We start from the raw sequence: 15,383 nt of genomic DNA on the forward strand, positions 1-15,383 counted from the left end.
AGTCCGGGCGACCCGTCGATCGCTTTCTCACAGCCGATGCCGACACCGCTGCCGTCGGGCAACGCCCGTCCCCAAGCAGGCCGGATCGGCAAGGTGGCGCTTGCAGGCAGGCTTTTCAGATTTCGACCAGATGGTCGTCCAGCTCGTTGGCATCGCCCGGGGTGACCGGGAAATGTTCGGCCAGCACCGACCCCACCTGCTCGATCGCCTTGACGAACCCGTCGGCAAGCCGGTCGTCGCCGGCGTGCGCCGTGAGGTCGCGCACCACCCCGTCCCAGACATGCTGGCCGACCTTGGCGTCGATGCCCGAATCGGCGACCACCTCGGCGTAGCGCTCGGCGATCGAGACGAAGATCAGCACGCCGGTCCGCGCCGCGGTACGATGGACGTTGCGGGCAAGGAACTGCTTGATCGCATTGGCGTGCGCCGCCTGATAGCGCAGCCGCCGTGGCACCATGTGGATGCGCAGGCCGGGCAACCCCCACAACAGGGCCAGCACGCAGGCCAGCGCCAAGAGCTGGGCGATGACGAAATGCGGCAGGCGGATGGTGAGCCACCATGCCTCCAGCCCGTAGGCCACGGCAAGGCTGACGACCAGCATGCCAAGCGTCGCCATCAGGGCGGCGGGGGCGAAATAGCCGTCGCTGGCATGCGCCACGACGCAGTAGATCTCGCCATCGGTCTTGGCCTCGGCGGTGCGGATCGCATCGGCGATGCGCTCATGATCCTGCGGGCTGATCGGTCGTGTTGCCATTGTCTCACCAGCTTCCTGAAGAACCGCCACCACCGGACGAGCCACCGCCGCCCGAAAACCCGCCGCTGCTCGACCCGGATGACCAGCCACTGCTGGAGCTTCCCGACGACCAGCCGCCGCCTGACGATCCCGTTGTCCAGCCGCTGGAGCCCGACGACGATCCGCTTGGCCCCCGGCCGTAACGAAACGTCATGCCCAGCCATCTATACACGCCCGGCGACAGTTTCGTGCCGAACATCGGCGGCAGGAATGCCATCGCCAGGCCACCGAAGAACAGCGTCGCCCACAGGATCAGGAACACCGCGACGATGGGATCGATGGAGGTGCTGCTGTCAGCAGGATTGCGCTTGCCGCGTGCTTCCAGCTCCTCCGGATTGCCTTCCAGCACCATGACCATGTCGTCCACGGCCTTGGAGATGCCACCCGAGAAGTCGCCTGCGCGGAACGCCGGCACCATGTCGTTTTCGATGATCAGCTTGGTGTGCAGGTCGGTCAGCGTGCCTTCCAGCCCGTAGCCGACCTCGATGCGCATCTTGCGATCGTTCGGCGCGACCAGCAACAGGACGCCGTTGTTCTCCTTGGCTTGGCCGAGTTTCCAGAAGCGGAACAGCCGGTTGGCGTAGGGTTCGATCTCCTCGCCATCGAGGCTTGGAATGGTGGCGACGACGATCTGGTCGGAACCCTTTGTCTCGAAGTCGGCGAGTTTTTGCGTCAGCGCCGCCTTGGTCGAGGCATCGATGATGCCCGCATTGTCGACAACGCGGCCCGTGAGCGCCGGCAGTTCGGCGGCGAAAACCGCGAAGCAGGACAGCAGCAACGCCAGAGCCGTCAGGACAGCGTGGATCGCCGGACTAAGGAAACCAGGCCTCGGCGTGCTGACGGTGCGTGTCGTCATGCCGTCACCAGCTTCCCGAGGAGCCACCACCGCCGGACGAACCGCCGCCGCCGGAAAAGCCGCCACCGCCGCCACCCGAAGACCAGCCGCCGCCTGAGCTCCCCGAGGACCAGCCGCCCCCGGATGAGGAACGCCGTCCGGGCTCGAAGGTCATGCCAAGCCAGCGATAGCGGCCTGGCCCGAGCTTCTGGCCAAAGATCGGCGGCAGGATGGAGGCGGCGATACTGCCGAAGAAGATGATCGCCCAGATGCTGATGAAGATGGCGAAGAACAGGTCGTCGGAATTGAACGGCGCCTCCTGGTTGCGCTTGCCGCGCGCTTCCAGCTCCTCCGGATTGCCTTCCAGCACCATGACCATGTCGTCCACGGCCTTGGAGATGCCACCCGAGAAGTCGCCTGCGCGGAACGCAGGCACCATGTCGTTTTCGATGATCAGCTTGGTGTGCAGATCGGTCAGCGTGCCTTCCAGCCCGTAGCCGACCTCGATGCGCATCTTGCGATCGTTCGGCGCGACCAGCAGCAGGACGCCGTTGTTCTCCTTGGCCTGGCCAAGCTTCCAGAAGCGGAACAGCCGGTTGGCGTAGGGCTCGATCTCCTCGCCGTCGAGGCTTGGAATGGTGGCGACAACGATCTGGTCGGAACCCTTTGTCTCGAAGTCGGCGAGTTTTTGCGTCAGCGCCGCCTTGGTCGAGGCATCGATGATGCCGGCATTGTCGACAACGCGGCCGGTGAGCGCCGGCAGGTCCGCTGCGAAGGCCGCGAACGGAAGCGCCAGGATGAAGAGCATGGCTGCGACAAGGCGAACCAGACGTCGTCCCTCATCGGCCTGCAAGATCACGACGTTTGGCCCCGGCTGTCACCCGCCCTGCTTCGTGCCGAAATCGACCTTCGGCGGCTGCATCTTGTCTTCGTCGACGGTGAAATTGGCGAAGGGCTCGTTGCCGCGGAACCAGAAGGTGGCCCAGAGCACGGACGGGAAGGTCTTCAGCGTCAGATTATAGTCCCTGACCGCCTGGATGTAGTCGCGCCGCGCCACCGCGATGCGGTTTTCCGTCCCTTCGAGCTGTGCCTGCAGCGCCAGGAAATTCTGGTTGGCCTTGAGGTCCGGGTAGGCCTCCGACACCGCGATCAGCCGCGACAGCGCGCTGGTCAGCCCTGCCTGGGCATCCTGGAATTTCTTGAGCGCCTCGGGATCCTTCAGCGTTTCCGGCGTCACCGTGATCTGCGTCGCCTTGGCGCGGGCCTCGACGACAGCGTCGAGCGTGTCCTTTTCATGCGAGGCATAGCCTTTGACCGTCTCGACCAGATTGGGGATGAGATCGGCGCGGCGCTGATACTGGTTCAGCACCTCGCTCCATGCCGCCTTGGCATTCTCCTCCGCCGTCGGGATCGTGTTGTAGCCGCAGCCGGCAAGCAGCGGCAGCACGATTGCCATCATCAGGAAGGCGGGCAGCGTGCGGAATGTCGATGGTCGGGCAAGGCGCTGGGCAAGCATGATGGGGTCCCTCGGTAGAAGTTGCATGCGAAGCATTACCACAATCAGCGCGCAAGAAAACGGCCTCGACCTCCTGAGCCGGCCCGGCAATGTATCGTCCTGCCGCAAGGCCCTGTGATTGGCCGCGCGAACGCGATAAGGTCCCGGCAAAACGGGACATCATCATGGCGGAACGCCCGGACAGCGACAGGGAATCGCGCCGTATCCTCGAGCGCGTTGCGCAGGAAACCGACCCGGCCGGCGCCTCCTTCGTAGCGCGGACGACGAAAGGCGTGCGCGACCACGTCGCCGCCGCCGACGCCGACCGCACAGACCCGATTGAAGTCTGGGGCACGCGCATTGGCAGGATACTCGGCCTGCTTCTGGCGCTGGGCCTGATGGTCTGGCTCGTGCTTTTCCTCACCCGGGGCAGCTAGGAATCACAAAACAATGAGCGCCGAAAAACCCGACGCGCCGCGTGCGGTCATCGTCATTTCCAGCCATGTCGCACGCGGTTCGGTCGGCAACCGTGCCGCCGTCTTCGCCTTGGAGACCCTCGGCTTTCCGGTCTGGGCGGTGCCGACGGTCATCCTGCCCTGGCATCCCGGCCACGGGCGGGCGACGCGCATCGTGCCGCCACTCGACCAGTTCAAGGCACTGATGGCTGATCTTGAGCGCGCGCCATGGCTGGGCGAGGTCGGCGCGGTGCTGTCGGGCTATCTCGGCGAGGCGGGCCAGGCCGAGGCCGTCGCTTCGCTGGTCGCCGCGGTGAAGGCCAGGACGCCTGGCGCCGTCTATATCTGCGATCCGGTGATGGGTGATTCCGGCGGTCTCTATGTGCCGGAGCCCACCGCTGTCGCGATGCGCGACCGGCTGATGCCGATCGCCAACATCGCCACGCCCAATCGCTATGAGCTCGAATGGATGGCCGGCGTTCCCTTGCCCGATCTGAAATCGGTGATTTCGGCGGCGCTCCATGCCGGTCCGTCGACCATGCTGGTCACCTCGGCACAGTCGATGATGACGGGTGGCACCGGCAATCTGCTGCTCGACGGCACCCAGGCCCTGCTTGCCGAGCACCGCCTGATCGACAAGCCGCCGAACGGCCTGGGCGACCTGACGGCGGCCGTCTACCTCGCCCGCATCCTCTCCGGCCAGCCGCCGATCAAGGCGCTGCAATCGACCACGGCGGCGGTCTATGAGATCCTGGCACGCACCGCCAAGCGGGGCGGCGACGAGCTGCAGCTCGAAACCGACGCGCAGAGCCTGTCGCACCCGATGGCCATGGTGCAGATGCGTCACCTCACGCATCCGGGGCGGGACCGCCGGGCGTGACTTCGGCGGAGGTCGTGCTGGTCGGCGCCGACGGCTGCAAGGCCGGCTGGATCGCCGTAAGGCGCGCTCCCGGTTCAGCGCCCTCGGTCGATGTCTTCGCCAGCTTCGCCGCATTGATGGAGGCAAGCCCGGACAATGCGGTTGTCGCCGTCGATATGCCGATCGGCCTGCCCGAATTTTCCAGCAAAGGCGGGCGCGGACCGGAAGCGCTGGTCAGGCCGCTACTCGGGGCACGCCAGTCCAGCGTCTTTTCGATCCCGTCCCGCGCCGCGCTCTATGCCGACACGAGCGATTTCACCACCGTCGAAGCCTGGTACGCCGCGCATCGCAAGGCAAGCGAGGTGGCCAGGGCCACATCCGATCCGCCGCGCGGCGTTTCCATCCAGGCCTTCGGCATCTTTTCGAGAATCCGCGAGATCGACGCCTTGCTGATCGCGCGGCCGGATCTGCGCGGCCGCGTCTTCGAATCGCATCCGGAAGTCGCCTTCTGCCGCCTGAACGGCGATCAGGCCATGCAATTGCCGAAGAAGATCAAGGGCAGCGTCAACCCGGCCGGCATGGCGGAGCGCAAGGCGCTGCTGTGCCGGCACGGTTATGACATGGGCTTTCTCGACCAGCCGCCGCCGCGCGGAGCGGCCGCGGACGATTTCCTCGACGCGGCTGTCATGATGCTGGTCGCCGGCCGCATCGCCAGCGGCAGCGCGAAGCCATTTCCCAACCCGCCGCTCGCTGACGGTTTTGGCATACCGGTCGCCATCTGGGCTTGAATATCGACACACGCTCTGCTTTGGCGCATGGCATTTATGCCCAGCCCCCACAATTCTGCATTGCTCGCGACGGGCTTTTGCCGTTAGAGCCTTTCTCGACCGCAACGAGCTGCCGCCTCCAACTGGAAAGGCCTTAGCCGCCCATGCCTCATCTTCCTGACCACCTCCTCGCCGGCTACCGCAATTTCATGAATGGCCGCTACCTCACCGAGAGCGGGCGCTATCGTGAACTCGCCCGGGAGGGGCAAGCCCCCGAGACGATGATCGTCGCCTGCTGCGATTCCCGTTCGGCCCCTGAAGCGATCTTCGACGCCGGGCCGGGCGAACTCTTCGTGCTGCGCAATGTCGGCAATCTGGTGCCGCCCTACGAGCCGGACGGCGAGTTCCACTCGACCTCGGCCGCGCTCGAATTCGCGGTACAGAGCCTCAAGGTCAAGAATATCGTCGTCATGGGCCATGGCCGCTGCGGCGGCATCCGCGCCGCGCTCGACCCCAATTCGGCACCGCTGTCCCCCGGCGACTTCATCGGCAAGTGGATGAGCCTGATCGCGCCAGCTGCCGAGACCGTCTCCTCCAGCACCTTCATGACGGCAACGGAGCGCCAGACAGCACTTGAGCGCATCTCGATCCGCTATTCCATCGCCAACCTCAGGACCTTTCCTTGCGTCTCGATCCTCGAGGGCAAGGGCCGGCTGTCGCTGCACGGGGCCTGGTTCGACATTTCGACCGGCGAGCTCTGGGTGATGAACAAGGACACCGGCGATTTCGAGCGGCCGGTGCTGGAATGAACGGGGCGGTGCGCCAGGCGATGAACGTCCGGTCGGTCGTTTTCACGGCGGCCGCACTGCTGATAGCGATTATCGCCGCCCGCGCCGATGACGGCGCCATCATCAGCCGCTGGTATGCGGCGCTGCTGGTCGCCGACCGTACCGAACTCGCCGACCTGCTTGCCGACGATGTCCGCATCACGCTCGACGACCTCGGCATCGTTCAAAGCAAGCAGGAGTTCATCGCCTCGCTCGACGAATGGAAAGGCGCGGTAGCGGGTGCCGCGATCCGCCACCGGATCGAGAAGAGCGAGGGCGGTGTCACCACGGTGATCGCCTGCTACGACTTCCCCAACAATGACATGCTGATGCAGGAAACCTTCGCGGTGACAGACAACCGCATCACCGCCAGTTCGCAAGCGGCAATCGCAGAAAACTGCGAAGGCTATTGAGGCGGATCGGCCAACTGCCATATTGCGGCCCCGTGGGCCGCGCCCTACATCGGTGACACCCTCCTCCTTGATGCCAGCGAAAGACCGTCCATGTCCTCCACGAAAGCCGTCGACCTCGCCGCCCATCCGCTGACCGCCTGGCAGGGCCCGCTCGGCCTGCCAGACTTTGCCCATATCGGCGACGGTGATTTTTCCCCGGTCTTCGACGCGGCACTGAAGGCGCATGAGGCCGAGATCGACGCGATCGCCGCCAACAAGGATGCACCAACCATCGAGAACACGCTTGAAGCGCTGGAGCTGGGCGGCGATGCGCTCGATCACGTCTCGTCGATCTTCTGGTGCCGGGCCGGCGCCTACACCAACGATACGATCCAGGCGCTGGAGCGCGACATCTCGCCAAAAATGTCCAGGCATTTCTCGGCGATCTCGATGAACGAGAAACTTTTCGCCCGCATCGACGATCTCTACCAGCGCCGCGAGAACCTCGGGCTCGACGCCGAGACCTTGCGGGTACTGGAGAAGACCTGGAAGGGGTTTGTCCGCTCCGGCGCCAAGCTCGATGCCGAGGGCAAGAAGCGGCTGGCCCGGATCAATGAGGAACTGTCCTCGCTCGGCACGACGTTCGGCCAGAACGTGCTGGCCGACGAGCGCGATTGGGTGCTGTTCCTCGACGAGGCCGATCTTGCCGGCCTGCCGGATTTCCTGAAAAGTTCGATGGCCGAGGCGGCCGAGATGCGCGGCCAGAAGGGCCGCTACGCCGTCACTTTGTCGCGCTCGATCTACGAGCCGTTCACGACCTTCTCGGAACGCCGCGACCTGCGCGAGATCGCCTTCCGCGCCTTCACCATGCGCGGCCAGAATGGCGGCGCCAGCGACAACACATCCGTGGTGCGCGACATGCTGAAGCTGCGCGCCGAAAAGGCAAAACTGCTCGGCTACGCCTCCTTCGCCGCACTGAAGCTCGACGACACCATGGCCAAGACGCCGAAGGCGGTGCACGCGCTGCTCGATCCGGTGTGGGAAAAGGCGCTGGAAAAGGCCGCCGCCGACCAGAAGGAACTGGAACGCCTAGCGGCGGAAGCCGGCAGCAATGAAAAATTCGCCGCCTGGGACTGGCGTTTCTACCAGGAGAAGCTGCGGGCGGAAAAATTCGCTTTCGACGAGGCGGAACTGAAGCCCTATCTCCAGCTCGACCGGGTCATCGACGCCTGCTTCGACGTAGCGACAAAGTTGTTCGGCATCACCTTCGAGGAGAAGAAGGGCATTGCCGCCTGGCATCCCGATGCACGCGTCTTCGTGGTGAAGAATGCCGATGGCAGCGAGCGTGCCCTGTTCCTCGCCGACTATTTCGCACGGCCCTCGAAGCGGTCAGGCGCCTGGATGAGCGCGCTGAAGTCCGGCTATCATCTTGGCCACGGCTCGAAGCCGGTGATCTACAATGTCATGAACTTCGCCAAGCCGCCGGCCGGCGAGCCGGCATTGCTGTCGGTCGACGAGGCGAAGACGCTGTTCCATGAATTCGGCCATGCGCTGCACGGCATGCTGACCGACGTCACCTGGCCGTCGGTATCAGGCACTTCGGTCAGCCGCGATTTCGTAGAGCTGCCTTCGCAGCTCTACGAGCACTGGCTGACGGTGCCGGCGGTGCTGGAAAGGCACGCCCTGCATGTCAAGACAGGCAAGCCGATGCCGAAGGCGCTGCTCGACAAGATGCTGGCCACCCGCACTTTCGGCGCCGGCTTCGCCACGGTCGAATTCACGTCTTCCGCCTTGATGGACATGGCCTACCACGCTCGGCCCGATGCCCCGGCGGAGCCGCTTCGTTTCGAAGCCGAAACGCTTGAGAAGCTCGACATGCCCGACACCATCGCTATGCGCCACCGCACCCCGCATTTCGGTCATGTCTTCTCGGGTGACGGCTACTCGGCCGGCTACTATTCCTACATGTGGTCGGAAGTGCTGGACGCCGATGCCTTCGCCGCCTTCGAGGAGACCGGCGATCCCTTCAACCCGGCCCTGGCCGAGCGGCTGAGGAAGAACATCTACGCCGCCGGCGGTTCCAAGGATCCGGAAGAGCTGTACACGGCGTTTCGCGGCAAGATGCCGTCGCCGGAAGCGATGATGGTGAAGCGGGGGCTGGTGTAGCGCCGGCCTCCTTCTCCCCTTGCGGGAGAAGGTGGATCGGCGCGCAGCGCCGAGACGGATGAGGGGTGTTCCAGGGAACGCCGACGTCTCACTCCGCTGGAACACCCCTTATCCGTCGCCTGCGGCGACACCTTCTCCCACAAGGGGAGAAGGGGGAGTCTAAGCCTTCCAAGGATCCTTCACCCTCGGCCAGACCGGCCGTGTCAGCTTCCTGTAATCCGTCACCGCAGGATTGCTCGGATAGGAACTCGGCGCCGAGACATAGATGATCTCGGCGGCGATCGGTTCGAAGCCGGCATAGAAATGGTTGGTCGACTTGATCAGCAGCATGTCCTTGGCCAGCGGATCGACGCCGATGTTGGAGAAGATGTCCGGCTCGAAAGTCTGCGTGCGGTTGGTGTTGAGGATGATGTCGACCTCGGTGCCTTCGATGCGGACCAAAGCGGCCGGCCCAAGTGTCACCCGGCTTGGCCCGAAACTCTGCCACCCCTCGTTAACGGCTTTCAGCACCTTGACGCGCGCGTCGATCGGCTCGCCGGCCTGCGGGCCGGCCTTGCCGCCGAAACGCAGGTCGATGACGGCGCCTTCGCCCGCCGCCAGGCAAAAAGTCACGGCGATCGGATCCCAGATCGTCGCCACGCCGAACTTGTCCAGGCCACGCGCCAGCATCTGGCGCAACACGAAGGTGCCGTCGCCGGGAACGCCGCCGCCGGGATTGTCCCAGATGTCGGCGATGACCACGGGCTTGCCGGGATTCCCGGCACGTACGGCCAGCGCCCGGTCGATGCCGTCGGCGGTATCAAGCATCGTCATCGCCGTATTTTCGCGCATGGCGTAGAGTTCGCGTCCGAGCTGCTGCGCCAGCGCATCGCCCCTGGCCTTGTCATTGTCGGTGACGACGAGGATGCGCGTACCCATTTCCGGCACGTCGGCGGCCATGAAGCCGTGGATGACCGACACCGACAGCACGCCGTCCTTGCCGTGCATCGCCTTGATGCGGTCGACGAAGGAGCGCATCGGCTCGCGGCTGGTCGGCAGCACCTGGATCATGCGGCAGTCGAAGGTCGAAATCACCGGCTTGATCTCGCCGCGTGCGGCAGCCAGGCCAAGCTCGACGACATGTTCGCCGCGTTCATAGAAGTCGGTGTGCGGGAATTCGAGGAAGTAGGCCATGATATCGGAGGCCGCCACGCGCTTTGGCGTCAAATGGCTATGCGGATCGAACTCGGAGGCGATCACCACCTTGGGTCCGACAATTGCCCGCACGCGCTCAAGCAGGTCGCCTTCGCAATCGTCATAGCCTTGCGCCACCATGGCGCCATGCAGGCCGAGGATGACCGCGTCGACCGGCAGTGCCGCCTCGAGCTGCCCGAGAATCTCGTCGCGCAGCGCCTCGAAGGTCTGCCGCTGCACCAGGCCGCCGGGCTCGGCCCAGGTGGCGGTGCCTTCGATCACGGTCAGTCCTTCGGCGGCCGCGCGCCGGCGCAAGGCCACGATCGGCGAGGAACACAAGGTCGGCGTCTCGGGGTGCTTGCCCGGCCCGGCATAGAACGCCATCTCGAACGAGGCCCGGTCGGTCGGCACCGGCGAGAAGGTGTTGGTTTCCGTCGCCAGCGAGGCGGTGAAGATGCGCATGAAAACTCCGTGGTGATTGCCGGCTATTTGACCGCCCCGAGCGCCAGTCCACGCACGAGATAGCGCTGCAGCCAGATGAACAGGATCGCCACCGGCAGCGTCGCGAGCAGGGTCGCCGCCATGACGTGATGCCACTCGATCGTGTAGCGGCCGGCGACGAGAGAAAAGACCTGGATCGGCAGCGTGTAGCTTTCCTGGCTGCGCAGCATGGTCAGCGCCACGACGAATTCGTTCCAGGCGTTGATGAAGGTGAAGATCGCCGTGACCGCGATCGCCGGCAGGCAGAGCGGCAGGAACACTTTGCGCAGGGTCAGCCAGCGGCCGGCGCCTTCCATCCAGGCGGCTTCCTCGAGATCGCGCGGAATGGTGTCGAAATAGCTCTGCAGCATCCACACGGTGAAGGCGACGTTGAAGGCCATGTAGATGAAGCCCAGCGCCGTGGTCGACTCGACCAGCCCCCAGGCGGCCATCAGCCGGAACAGGCCGAGCACCAGCACGATCGGCGAGATCATCTGCGAGATCAAAAGGAACTGGCGAAAGGCCCCATAGCCGGCAAAGCGAAAGCGCGACATGGCGTAGGCGGCCGGTACGGAGATCAGGATGGCGCCGATCGTGGCGATGACCGACACATAGAGCGAGTTGGCCAACGCCTGGCCGAAGCCGGTCGCCACCCACATGTCGGAGAAGTTCGACCAGCGGAACTCGCTCGGCCACCATGTCGGTGACAGCACTTCCTGCCTTGGCTTGACCGCTGTCAGGAACATCACCGCGAAGGGAAAGATCGTCACCACGATCAGCGGCGCCAAAAGCAGCCAGGCGATGATGGTGCGTTTGAGCTTGCCCGTCATGAGCTGATTTGTCATACGCGTTGCTCCCGCATGGCGAGGCGCACATAGATCATGGTGAAGACCAGCAATATGGCGAACATCACCAGCGACACCGCCGAGGCCTCGCCCAGTTTGCCGATGCGGAAGGCCAGCTTGTAGAGGTGGGTGACCAGGATGTCGGTAGAGTTGGCCGGCCCGCCCTGCGTCATCACCCAGATGATCGGGAACGAATTGAAGACATAGATGGTGTTGAGCACGATGGCGATGTTGATGAACGGTTTCAGCAGCGGAAAGGTGATTTCGCGGAACTGCTGCAGCGGCGTGGCCCCCTCAAGGGCGGCCGCCTCGTAAAGATCGTCGGGGATCGACGACAGTCCACCGAGGAAGATCGTCGTGGTGAACGGCACCGTCACCAATATGCCGATCAGCACCTGCATCGGGAACGCCGTCCCGGCGCTGGCCAGCCACTGGATGTTGTGGTCGATCAGGCCAAGCCCGAGCAGCGCCGAATTCAGCATGCCGCTTTCGCCGCTCAGCGCCCAGCGCCAGACCACCGCCGTCATGGTCAGCGACACCGCCCAGGGCAGCATGATGATGACACGGGCAAGACCGCGGCCATAGAAATCGGTGTTGAGGATCATCGCCACCGGCACCGACAGCAGCAGTGCGCCGCCGACCACCAGCACGGTCCACAGACCGGTGCGCCAGAGGGCCGCGACGAAGTCGGGATCGGCGGCAAGGGCCGCGAAATTGGTGAGGCCGCTGAATTCGCGCAACTGGCCGAAGCGGTTGACGTCATGCGTCGAGATCTGGATCAGGTCCCAGACCGGCCAGAAGATGACGACCGCCGCCAGGAACAGGCTGGGCAAGGTCAGAAGATAGGGCAAGAAGCGATTTTGCATCGGTTGGCCTGCAACCTCGGCGCACAGGATCAGAAGGCTCTGCTTATGCGAATTTCGGATCGGGAAACCAAGGGGAGTGGCGCGCCCCGCCTGAATCTGAGGCGCGCCACGGGCGCAGGGAGATACGCCCTATTTCTCGGGCACGGCCCCTATTTCTTCAACACCGCATTGGCCTTGGCCGCCGCCTCCTTCAGACCTGCCTCGGGGTCGCCGCCGAGATAGATCTTCTGCATGGCATCCGAGGTGATCTGGGCGACTTCTTCCCAGCCCGGAATGACCGGCGCGAAGCGGGCATCGGGCAACAGCGCGGTGAAGGCGGCCAGATCGGCATTGTTGACGTAGTAGTCCATCTTGGCCTCTTCCTTGTTCACCGGCAGGAAGCCCTCGCCTTGTGTGAACTTGGCGCGCTGCTCCGTGGTGAACAGGAAGTCCATAAGCTTCCAGGCCTCATCCTTGTTCTTGGAGTTCTTGAACATGATCATCGAGTCGGTAACGCCATAGGTGCCGCGCGCGCCCGTCGGGCCGGCCGGAATGGCGGCGACGCCATATTTCAGGGTCGGCGCCTCGTCCTTGATCTGGTTGGATAGGAAGGGCGCGGTGATCATCATGCCGACCTTGCCCTGCTTGAACAGGTTCTGCACATCCTCGCGGTTGTTGGAGGTGACGCCCGGCTCGGTCAGGCCTTCGTCGATCATCGACTTGTAGAGCTTGGCGGCCTCGAGCGCACCCGGCGTGCCGAGGCCCGACGTGCCATCCTTGTTCAGGATCTCGGTGCCCTGCGACCACATGGCGTAGTAGTAATAGACGTCGGTCTCGATCTCCTTGCCCTGCAGGCCGAACCCGAAAGTACCGGACCCCAGCGCCTTGATCTTGCGGGCATCGTCCTGCAACTCGGTCCAGGTTGCCGGCGGCTTGGCGATGCCGGCCTTCTCGAACAGCTCCTTGTTGTAATACATGGCGCGGGCAGACGCCGCGATCGGCAGGCCGTAGGTCTTGCCGTTCATGATCGAGGGCGACAGGAAGGTGTCGATGAAGCGGCCCTTGAATTCGGGGGTGATGTAGCCGTCGAGCGGCTCGGCGACGTCCTGCTGGACGAAGTCGATCAGCCAGCGCGTGCCGATGATCGACAGGTCCGCATTGGTGCCGGCGGTGATGTCGGTGGTCAGCTTCTGCAGGAGCACATCCCACGGCACGACTTCGAACTTGACGGTGATGCCAGGGTTCTTTGCCTCGAACTCCTTCTTCACTTCCTCGAAATAGGGGCCGGTCTTGGCACTGTATTCGGCGACGGTGACGCGCACCTCACCCGCATTCGCCTGCGCGGCGAAGGCCAGCATGCTCATTCCGGCCATCAGGCCGACAGTCCATTTGGCAAGGCTCATCCGATCTCTCCCATTTGTTTCGCGCATTTGCGCTTCCTGTGCCGATGGCTGGCACAAGATTTATGTGGCTTTCCTACATTATCGATGAATTCACGCCATGCAAGCGGATTATCATGTTGCTTAATTACATTTCTTTCTTTAGCTTGCCGGCATCTGCCTGACCTGCGGGAGGAGCAAGCGCCGTGGTTTCGAAAGCCGAATTCGCAGGCCGCACTGTCGTCGTCACCGGTGCCGGCGGCGGCCTTGGCTCGGCCATCGTCGCGCTGCTGGCCGGCAGAGGCGCGCGGGTGGTCGGCTGCGACCAGTCCGAGGCGGCGCTGGCAAGCCCGCAGCTTGCCTCGCGCCATGTCTTCAACCTTCTCGACCGGGCTTCGATCGAGGCGGGGATCGCCGCTGTTCTGGACAAGGATGGCGTGCCCGACATCCTGATCAACAATGCCGGCTGGACCCGCGCCGAGACGATCTCCGCACTCAACGCTGACAACATCGAGCATGAGCTCGACCTCAATCTGACCGGGGTCATGACCTTCGCCGACCCTATCGCCAAGGCGATGGCCGCGCGCGGCTCGGGCAGCGTCGTCTTCATCTCCTCCGTCAACGCCATCGCGCATTTCGGCAATCCGGCCTATGCGGCCGCCAAGGCCGGCATCAACGCCTATGCGAAATCGATCGCCGTCGAGCTTGGCCGCAGCGGCGTGCGCGCCAATGTCGTCTGCCCGGGATCGATCCGCACCGCCGCCTGGGATCATCGCCTGGCCAAGGATCCGGAAATCCTGGGCAAGTTGCAGCGGCTCTACCCGCTCGGCCGCATCGTCAATGCCTCGGAAGTGGCCGAAGCCGTGGCTTTCCTTGCGTCGGACCGCGCCTCGGGCGTAACAGGCGTGGTGATGCCCGTGGATGCGGGACTGACCGCCGGCTGCCTGCCGTTCATCGACGACATATTGGGAGCGTGACCATGACCGACGTCCTGTTTCGCAACCTTTCGAAATCCTTCGGCCAGCACAGAATCCTCGAGGACATCGGCCTCGACATCAAGAGCGGCGAATTCGTGGTGCTGGTCGGCCCGTCCGGCTGCGGCAAGTCGACCTTGCTGCGCATGCTGGCCGGGCTGGAGACGATCACATCGGGCGATCTCCTGATTGGCGGCGTGCGCGCCAACGACCTGCCGCCACAGCAGCGCAACATCGCCATGGTGTTTCAGTCCTATGCGCTGTTCCCGCATCTGAAAGCCTCGGACAATATCGGCTTCGGCCCGAAGATCCGCGGCGAGACCCGCGCGACCATCGACCAGAAGGTCAAGAAGGCCTCGGGCGTCCTCAACCTGTTCTCCTATCTCGACCGCTACCCCCGGCAATTGTCGGGCGGCCAGCGCCAGCGCGTCGCCATGGGCCGCGCCATCGTGCGTGAACCGTCGGTGTTCCTGTTCGACGAACCGCTGTCCAACCTCGACGCCCAATTGCGCGTGCAGATGCGCACCGAGATCAAAGCGCTGCACCAGCGGCTGAAATCGACCATCGTCTACGTCACCCATGACCAGATCGAGGCCATGACCATGGCTGACCGCATCGTCGTGATGGACCGTGGCCGTATCCAGCAGGTCGGCGCGCCGCTCGAGCTTTATGATCGGCCGGCCAACAAGTTCGTTGCCGGCTTCCTTGGCTCGCCGTCGATGAGCTTTGTGTCCGGGGCTCTGAAGACAACGCCGGAGAAAACATGGTTCGAATCGGCCGGCGGCGGGCGGCTTGCGCTTGCCGGCAAGGCGGTGCCGGCGGGCAGCGCCGTGGAGGCCGGCATCCGACCCGAGCACTTCATCATCGGTGAAGCCGCCGACGCCATGGCGCTGAAGGTGGATGTCGTCGAGCCGACCGGCTCCGAAACCCACGTCTATGGCGCCATCGGCGCCGATACGGTGCGCGCCGTATTCCGCGACAGGGTGCCGGTCAGGCCGGGCGACCTGCTGCCGGTCTCGGTCGATCCTGGCAACATCCATCTGTTCGACAAGGCGACAGGCCTGCCGCTGTGAAACGAGACGTACCGAGATGAAGACG

General features: G+C 64.3%; 16 protein-coding genes. 8 read left to right on the plus strand and 8 right to left on the minus strand.

The features are described from left to right. Positions 1-115: 115 nt before the first annotated feature. The 4 genes from FJ977_RS30850 to FJ977_RS30865 form a co-directional block, all read right to left on the minus strand. Positions 116-754 carry a TPM domain-containing protein gene (locus FJ977_RS30850; protein ID WP_140775965.1) on the minus strand — a complete coding sequence of 213 codons (639 nt, stop codon included), beginning with the start codon at positions 752-754 and terminating at the stop codon, positions 116-118. Positions 755-758: 4 nt separating this feature from the next. Further along, positions 759-1,649 (minus strand): YgcG family protein, encoded by an 891-nt coding sequence (locus FJ977_RS30855; RefSeq protein ID WP_140775966.1) that lies wholly within the window; start codon positions 1,647-1,649, stop codon positions 759-761. A 4-nt stretch (positions 1,650-1,653) separates the two neighbouring features. Then, positions 1,654-2,436 (minus strand): YgcG family protein, encoded by a 783-nt coding sequence (locus tag FJ977_RS30860; protein WP_140776423.1) that lies wholly within the window; start codon positions 2,434-2,436, stop codon positions 1,654-1,656. Positions 2,437-2,505: 69 nt separating this feature from the next. Continuing rightward, positions 2,506-3,144, minus strand: coding sequence for a LemA family protein (locus tag FJ977_RS30865; RefSeq protein ID WP_027053113.1), 639 nt, complete (start codon positions 3,142-3,144; stop codon positions 2,506-2,508). A gap of 164 nt (positions 3,145-3,308) precedes the next feature. Between FJ977_RS30865 and FJ977_RS30870 the strand changes: the two genes are divergently transcribed. The 6 genes from FJ977_RS30870 to FJ977_RS30895 all read left to right on the plus strand — a co-directional run bounded on the left by FJ977_RS30870 (position 3,309) and on the right by FJ977_RS30895 (position 8,589). After that, positions 3,309-3,560 (plus strand): hypothetical protein, encoded by a 252-nt coding sequence (locus FJ977_RS30870; RefSeq protein WP_140775967.1) that lies wholly within the window; start codon positions 3,309-3,311, stop codon positions 3,558-3,560. A 13-nt stretch (positions 3,561-3,573) separates the two neighbouring features. Next, the gene (gene pdxY / locus FJ977_RS30875) at positions 3,574-4,458 is read left to right on the plus strand and encodes a pyridoxal kinase PdxY (protein ID WP_140775968.1); all 885 of its coding nucleotides are present in this window, start codon (positions 3,574-3,576) and stop codon (positions 4,456-4,458) included. Next, entirely contained in the window at positions 4,455-5,225 is a 771-nt protein-coding gene (locus tag FJ977_RS30880; RefSeq protein WP_140775969.1) for a DUF429 domain-containing protein, read from the plus strand. The genes pdxY and FJ977_RS30880 overlap by 4 nt, the downstream gene beginning before the upstream one ends. Before the next feature lie 143 nt (positions 5,226-5,368). Beyond that, positions 5,369-6,013: a carbonic anhydrase gene (locus tag FJ977_RS30885; RefSeq protein ID WP_140775970.1), complete on the plus strand. Its 645-nt coding sequence runs from the start codon at positions 5,369-5,371 to the stop codon at positions 6,011-6,013. Next, positions 6,010-6,444, plus strand: coding sequence for a nuclear transport factor 2 family protein (locus tag FJ977_RS30890; protein ID WP_140775971.1), 435 nt, complete (start codon positions 6,010-6,012; stop codon positions 6,442-6,444). Before FJ977_RS30885 ends, FJ977_RS30890 begins: the two co-directional genes overlap by 4 nt. Positions 6,445-6,534: 90 nt before the next feature. Then, positions 6,535-8,589 (plus strand): M3 family metallopeptidase, encoded by a 2,055-nt coding sequence (locus FJ977_RS30895; protein ID WP_140775972.1) that lies wholly within the window; start codon positions 6,535-6,537, stop codon positions 8,587-8,589. Positions 8,590-8,748: 159 nt separating this feature from the next. Here FJ977_RS30895 and FJ977_RS30900 read toward each other — a convergent pair whose 3' ends face one another. From FJ977_RS30900 to FJ977_RS30915, 4 genes are all read right to left on the minus strand, one after another. After that, the gene (locus FJ977_RS30900) at positions 8,749-10,224 is read right to left on the minus strand and encodes a M81 family metallopeptidase (protein ID WP_140775973.1); all 1,476 of its coding nucleotides are present in this window, start codon (positions 10,222-10,224) and stop codon (positions 8,749-8,751) included. Between the two features lie 23 nt (positions 10,225-10,247). Then, entirely contained in the window at positions 10,248-11,072 is an 825-nt protein-coding gene (locus tag FJ977_RS30905; RefSeq protein WP_140776425.1) for a carbohydrate ABC transporter permease, read from the minus strand. Positions 11,073-11,083: 11 nt separating this feature from the next. Beyond that, positions 11,084-11,953 carry a sugar ABC transporter permease gene (locus FJ977_RS30910; protein WP_140775974.1) on the minus strand — a complete coding sequence of 290 codons (870 nt, stop codon included), beginning with the start codon at positions 11,951-11,953 and terminating at the stop codon, positions 11,084-11,086. Between the two features lie 149 nt (positions 11,954-12,102). Then, the gene (locus tag FJ977_RS30915) at positions 12,103-13,335 is read right to left on the minus strand and encodes a sugar ABC transporter substrate-binding protein (RefSeq protein WP_140775975.1); all 1,233 of its coding nucleotides are present in this window, start codon (positions 13,333-13,335) and stop codon (positions 12,103-12,105) included. 182 nt (positions 13,336-13,517) lie between these two features. On the opposite strand from FJ977_RS30915, the gene FJ977_RS30920 reads away from it, so the two are divergent. Continuing rightward, complete coding sequence (locus FJ977_RS30920; RefSeq protein ID WP_140775976.1) at positions 13,518-14,288, plus strand: SDR family oxidoreductase; 771 nt, start codon at positions 13,518-13,520, stop codon at positions 14,286-14,288. A gap of 2 nt (positions 14,289-14,290) precedes the next feature. After that, positions 14,291-15,358, plus strand: coding sequence for a sn-glycerol-3-phosphate ABC transporter ATP-binding protein UgpC (gene ugpC / locus FJ977_RS30925; RefSeq protein WP_140775977.1), 1,068 nt, complete (start codon positions 14,291-14,293; stop codon positions 15,356-15,358). Positions 15,359-15,383: the final 25 nt, after the last annotated feature.

The sequence above is a fragment of the Mesorhizobium sp. B2-1-3A genome (assembly GCF_006442655.1).
Lineage (GTDB): Bacteria > Pseudomonadota > Alphaproteobacteria > Rhizobiales > Rhizobiaceae > Mesorhizobium.

What these genes read in the sequence shown, in the direction of transcription:
- FJ977_RS30850 (WP_140775965.1), bottom strand. Translation starts at nt 754, where the DNA reads ATGGCAACACGACCGATCAGCCCGCAGGATCATGAGCGCATCGCCGAT.
- FJ977_RS30855 (WP_140775966.1), bottom strand. Translation starts at nt 1,649, where the DNA reads ATGACGACACGCACCGTCAGCACGCCGAGGCCTGGTTTCCTTAGTCCG.
- FJ977_RS30860 (WP_140776423.1), bottom strand. Translation starts at nt 2,436, where the DNA reads ATGCTCTTCATCCTGGCGCTTCCGTTCGCGGCCTTCGCAGCGGACCTG.
- FJ977_RS30865 (WP_027053113.1), bottom strand. Translation starts at nt 3,144, where the DNA reads ATGCTTGCCCAGCGCCTTGCCCGACCATCGACATTCCGCACGCTGCCC.
- FJ977_RS30870 (WP_140775967.1), top strand. Translation starts at nt 3,309, where the DNA reads ATGGCGGAACGCCCGGACAGCGACAGGGAATCGCGCCGTATCCTCGAG.
- pdxY (WP_140775968.1), top strand. Translation starts at nt 3,574, where the DNA reads ATGAGCGCCGAAAAACCCGACGCGCCGCGTGCGGTCATCGTCATTTCC.
- FJ977_RS30885 (WP_140775970.1), top strand. Translation starts at nt 5,369, where the DNA reads ATGCCTCATCTTCCTGACCACCTCCTCGCCGGCTACCGCAATTTCATG.
- FJ977_RS30890 (WP_140775971.1), top strand. Translation starts at nt 6,010, where the DNA reads ATGAACGGGGCGGTGCGCCAGGCGATGAACGTCCGGTCGGTCGTTTTC.
- FJ977_RS30895 (WP_140775972.1), top strand. Translation starts at nt 6,535, where the DNA reads ATGTCCTCCACGAAAGCCGTCGACCTCGCCGCCCATCCGCTGACCGCC.
- FJ977_RS30900 (WP_140775973.1), bottom strand. Translation starts at nt 10,224, where the DNA reads ATGCGCATCTTCACCGCCTCGCTGGCGACGGAAACCAACACCTTCTCG.
- FJ977_RS30905 (WP_140776425.1), bottom strand. Translation starts at nt 11,072, where the DNA reads ATGACGGGCAAGCTCAAACGCACCATCATCGCCTGGCTGCTTTTGGCG.
- FJ977_RS30910 (WP_140775974.1), bottom strand. Translation starts at nt 11,953, where the DNA reads ATGCAAAATCGCTTCTTGCCCTATCTTCTGACCTTGCCCAGCCTGTTC.
- FJ977_RS30915 (WP_140775975.1), bottom strand. Translation starts at nt 13,335, where the DNA reads ATGAGCCTTGCCAAATGGACTGTCGGCCTGATGGCCGGAATGAGCATG.
- ugpC (WP_140775977.1), top strand. Translation starts at nt 14,291, where the DNA reads ATGACCGACGTCCTGTTTCGCAACCTTTCGAAATCCTTCGGCCAGCAC.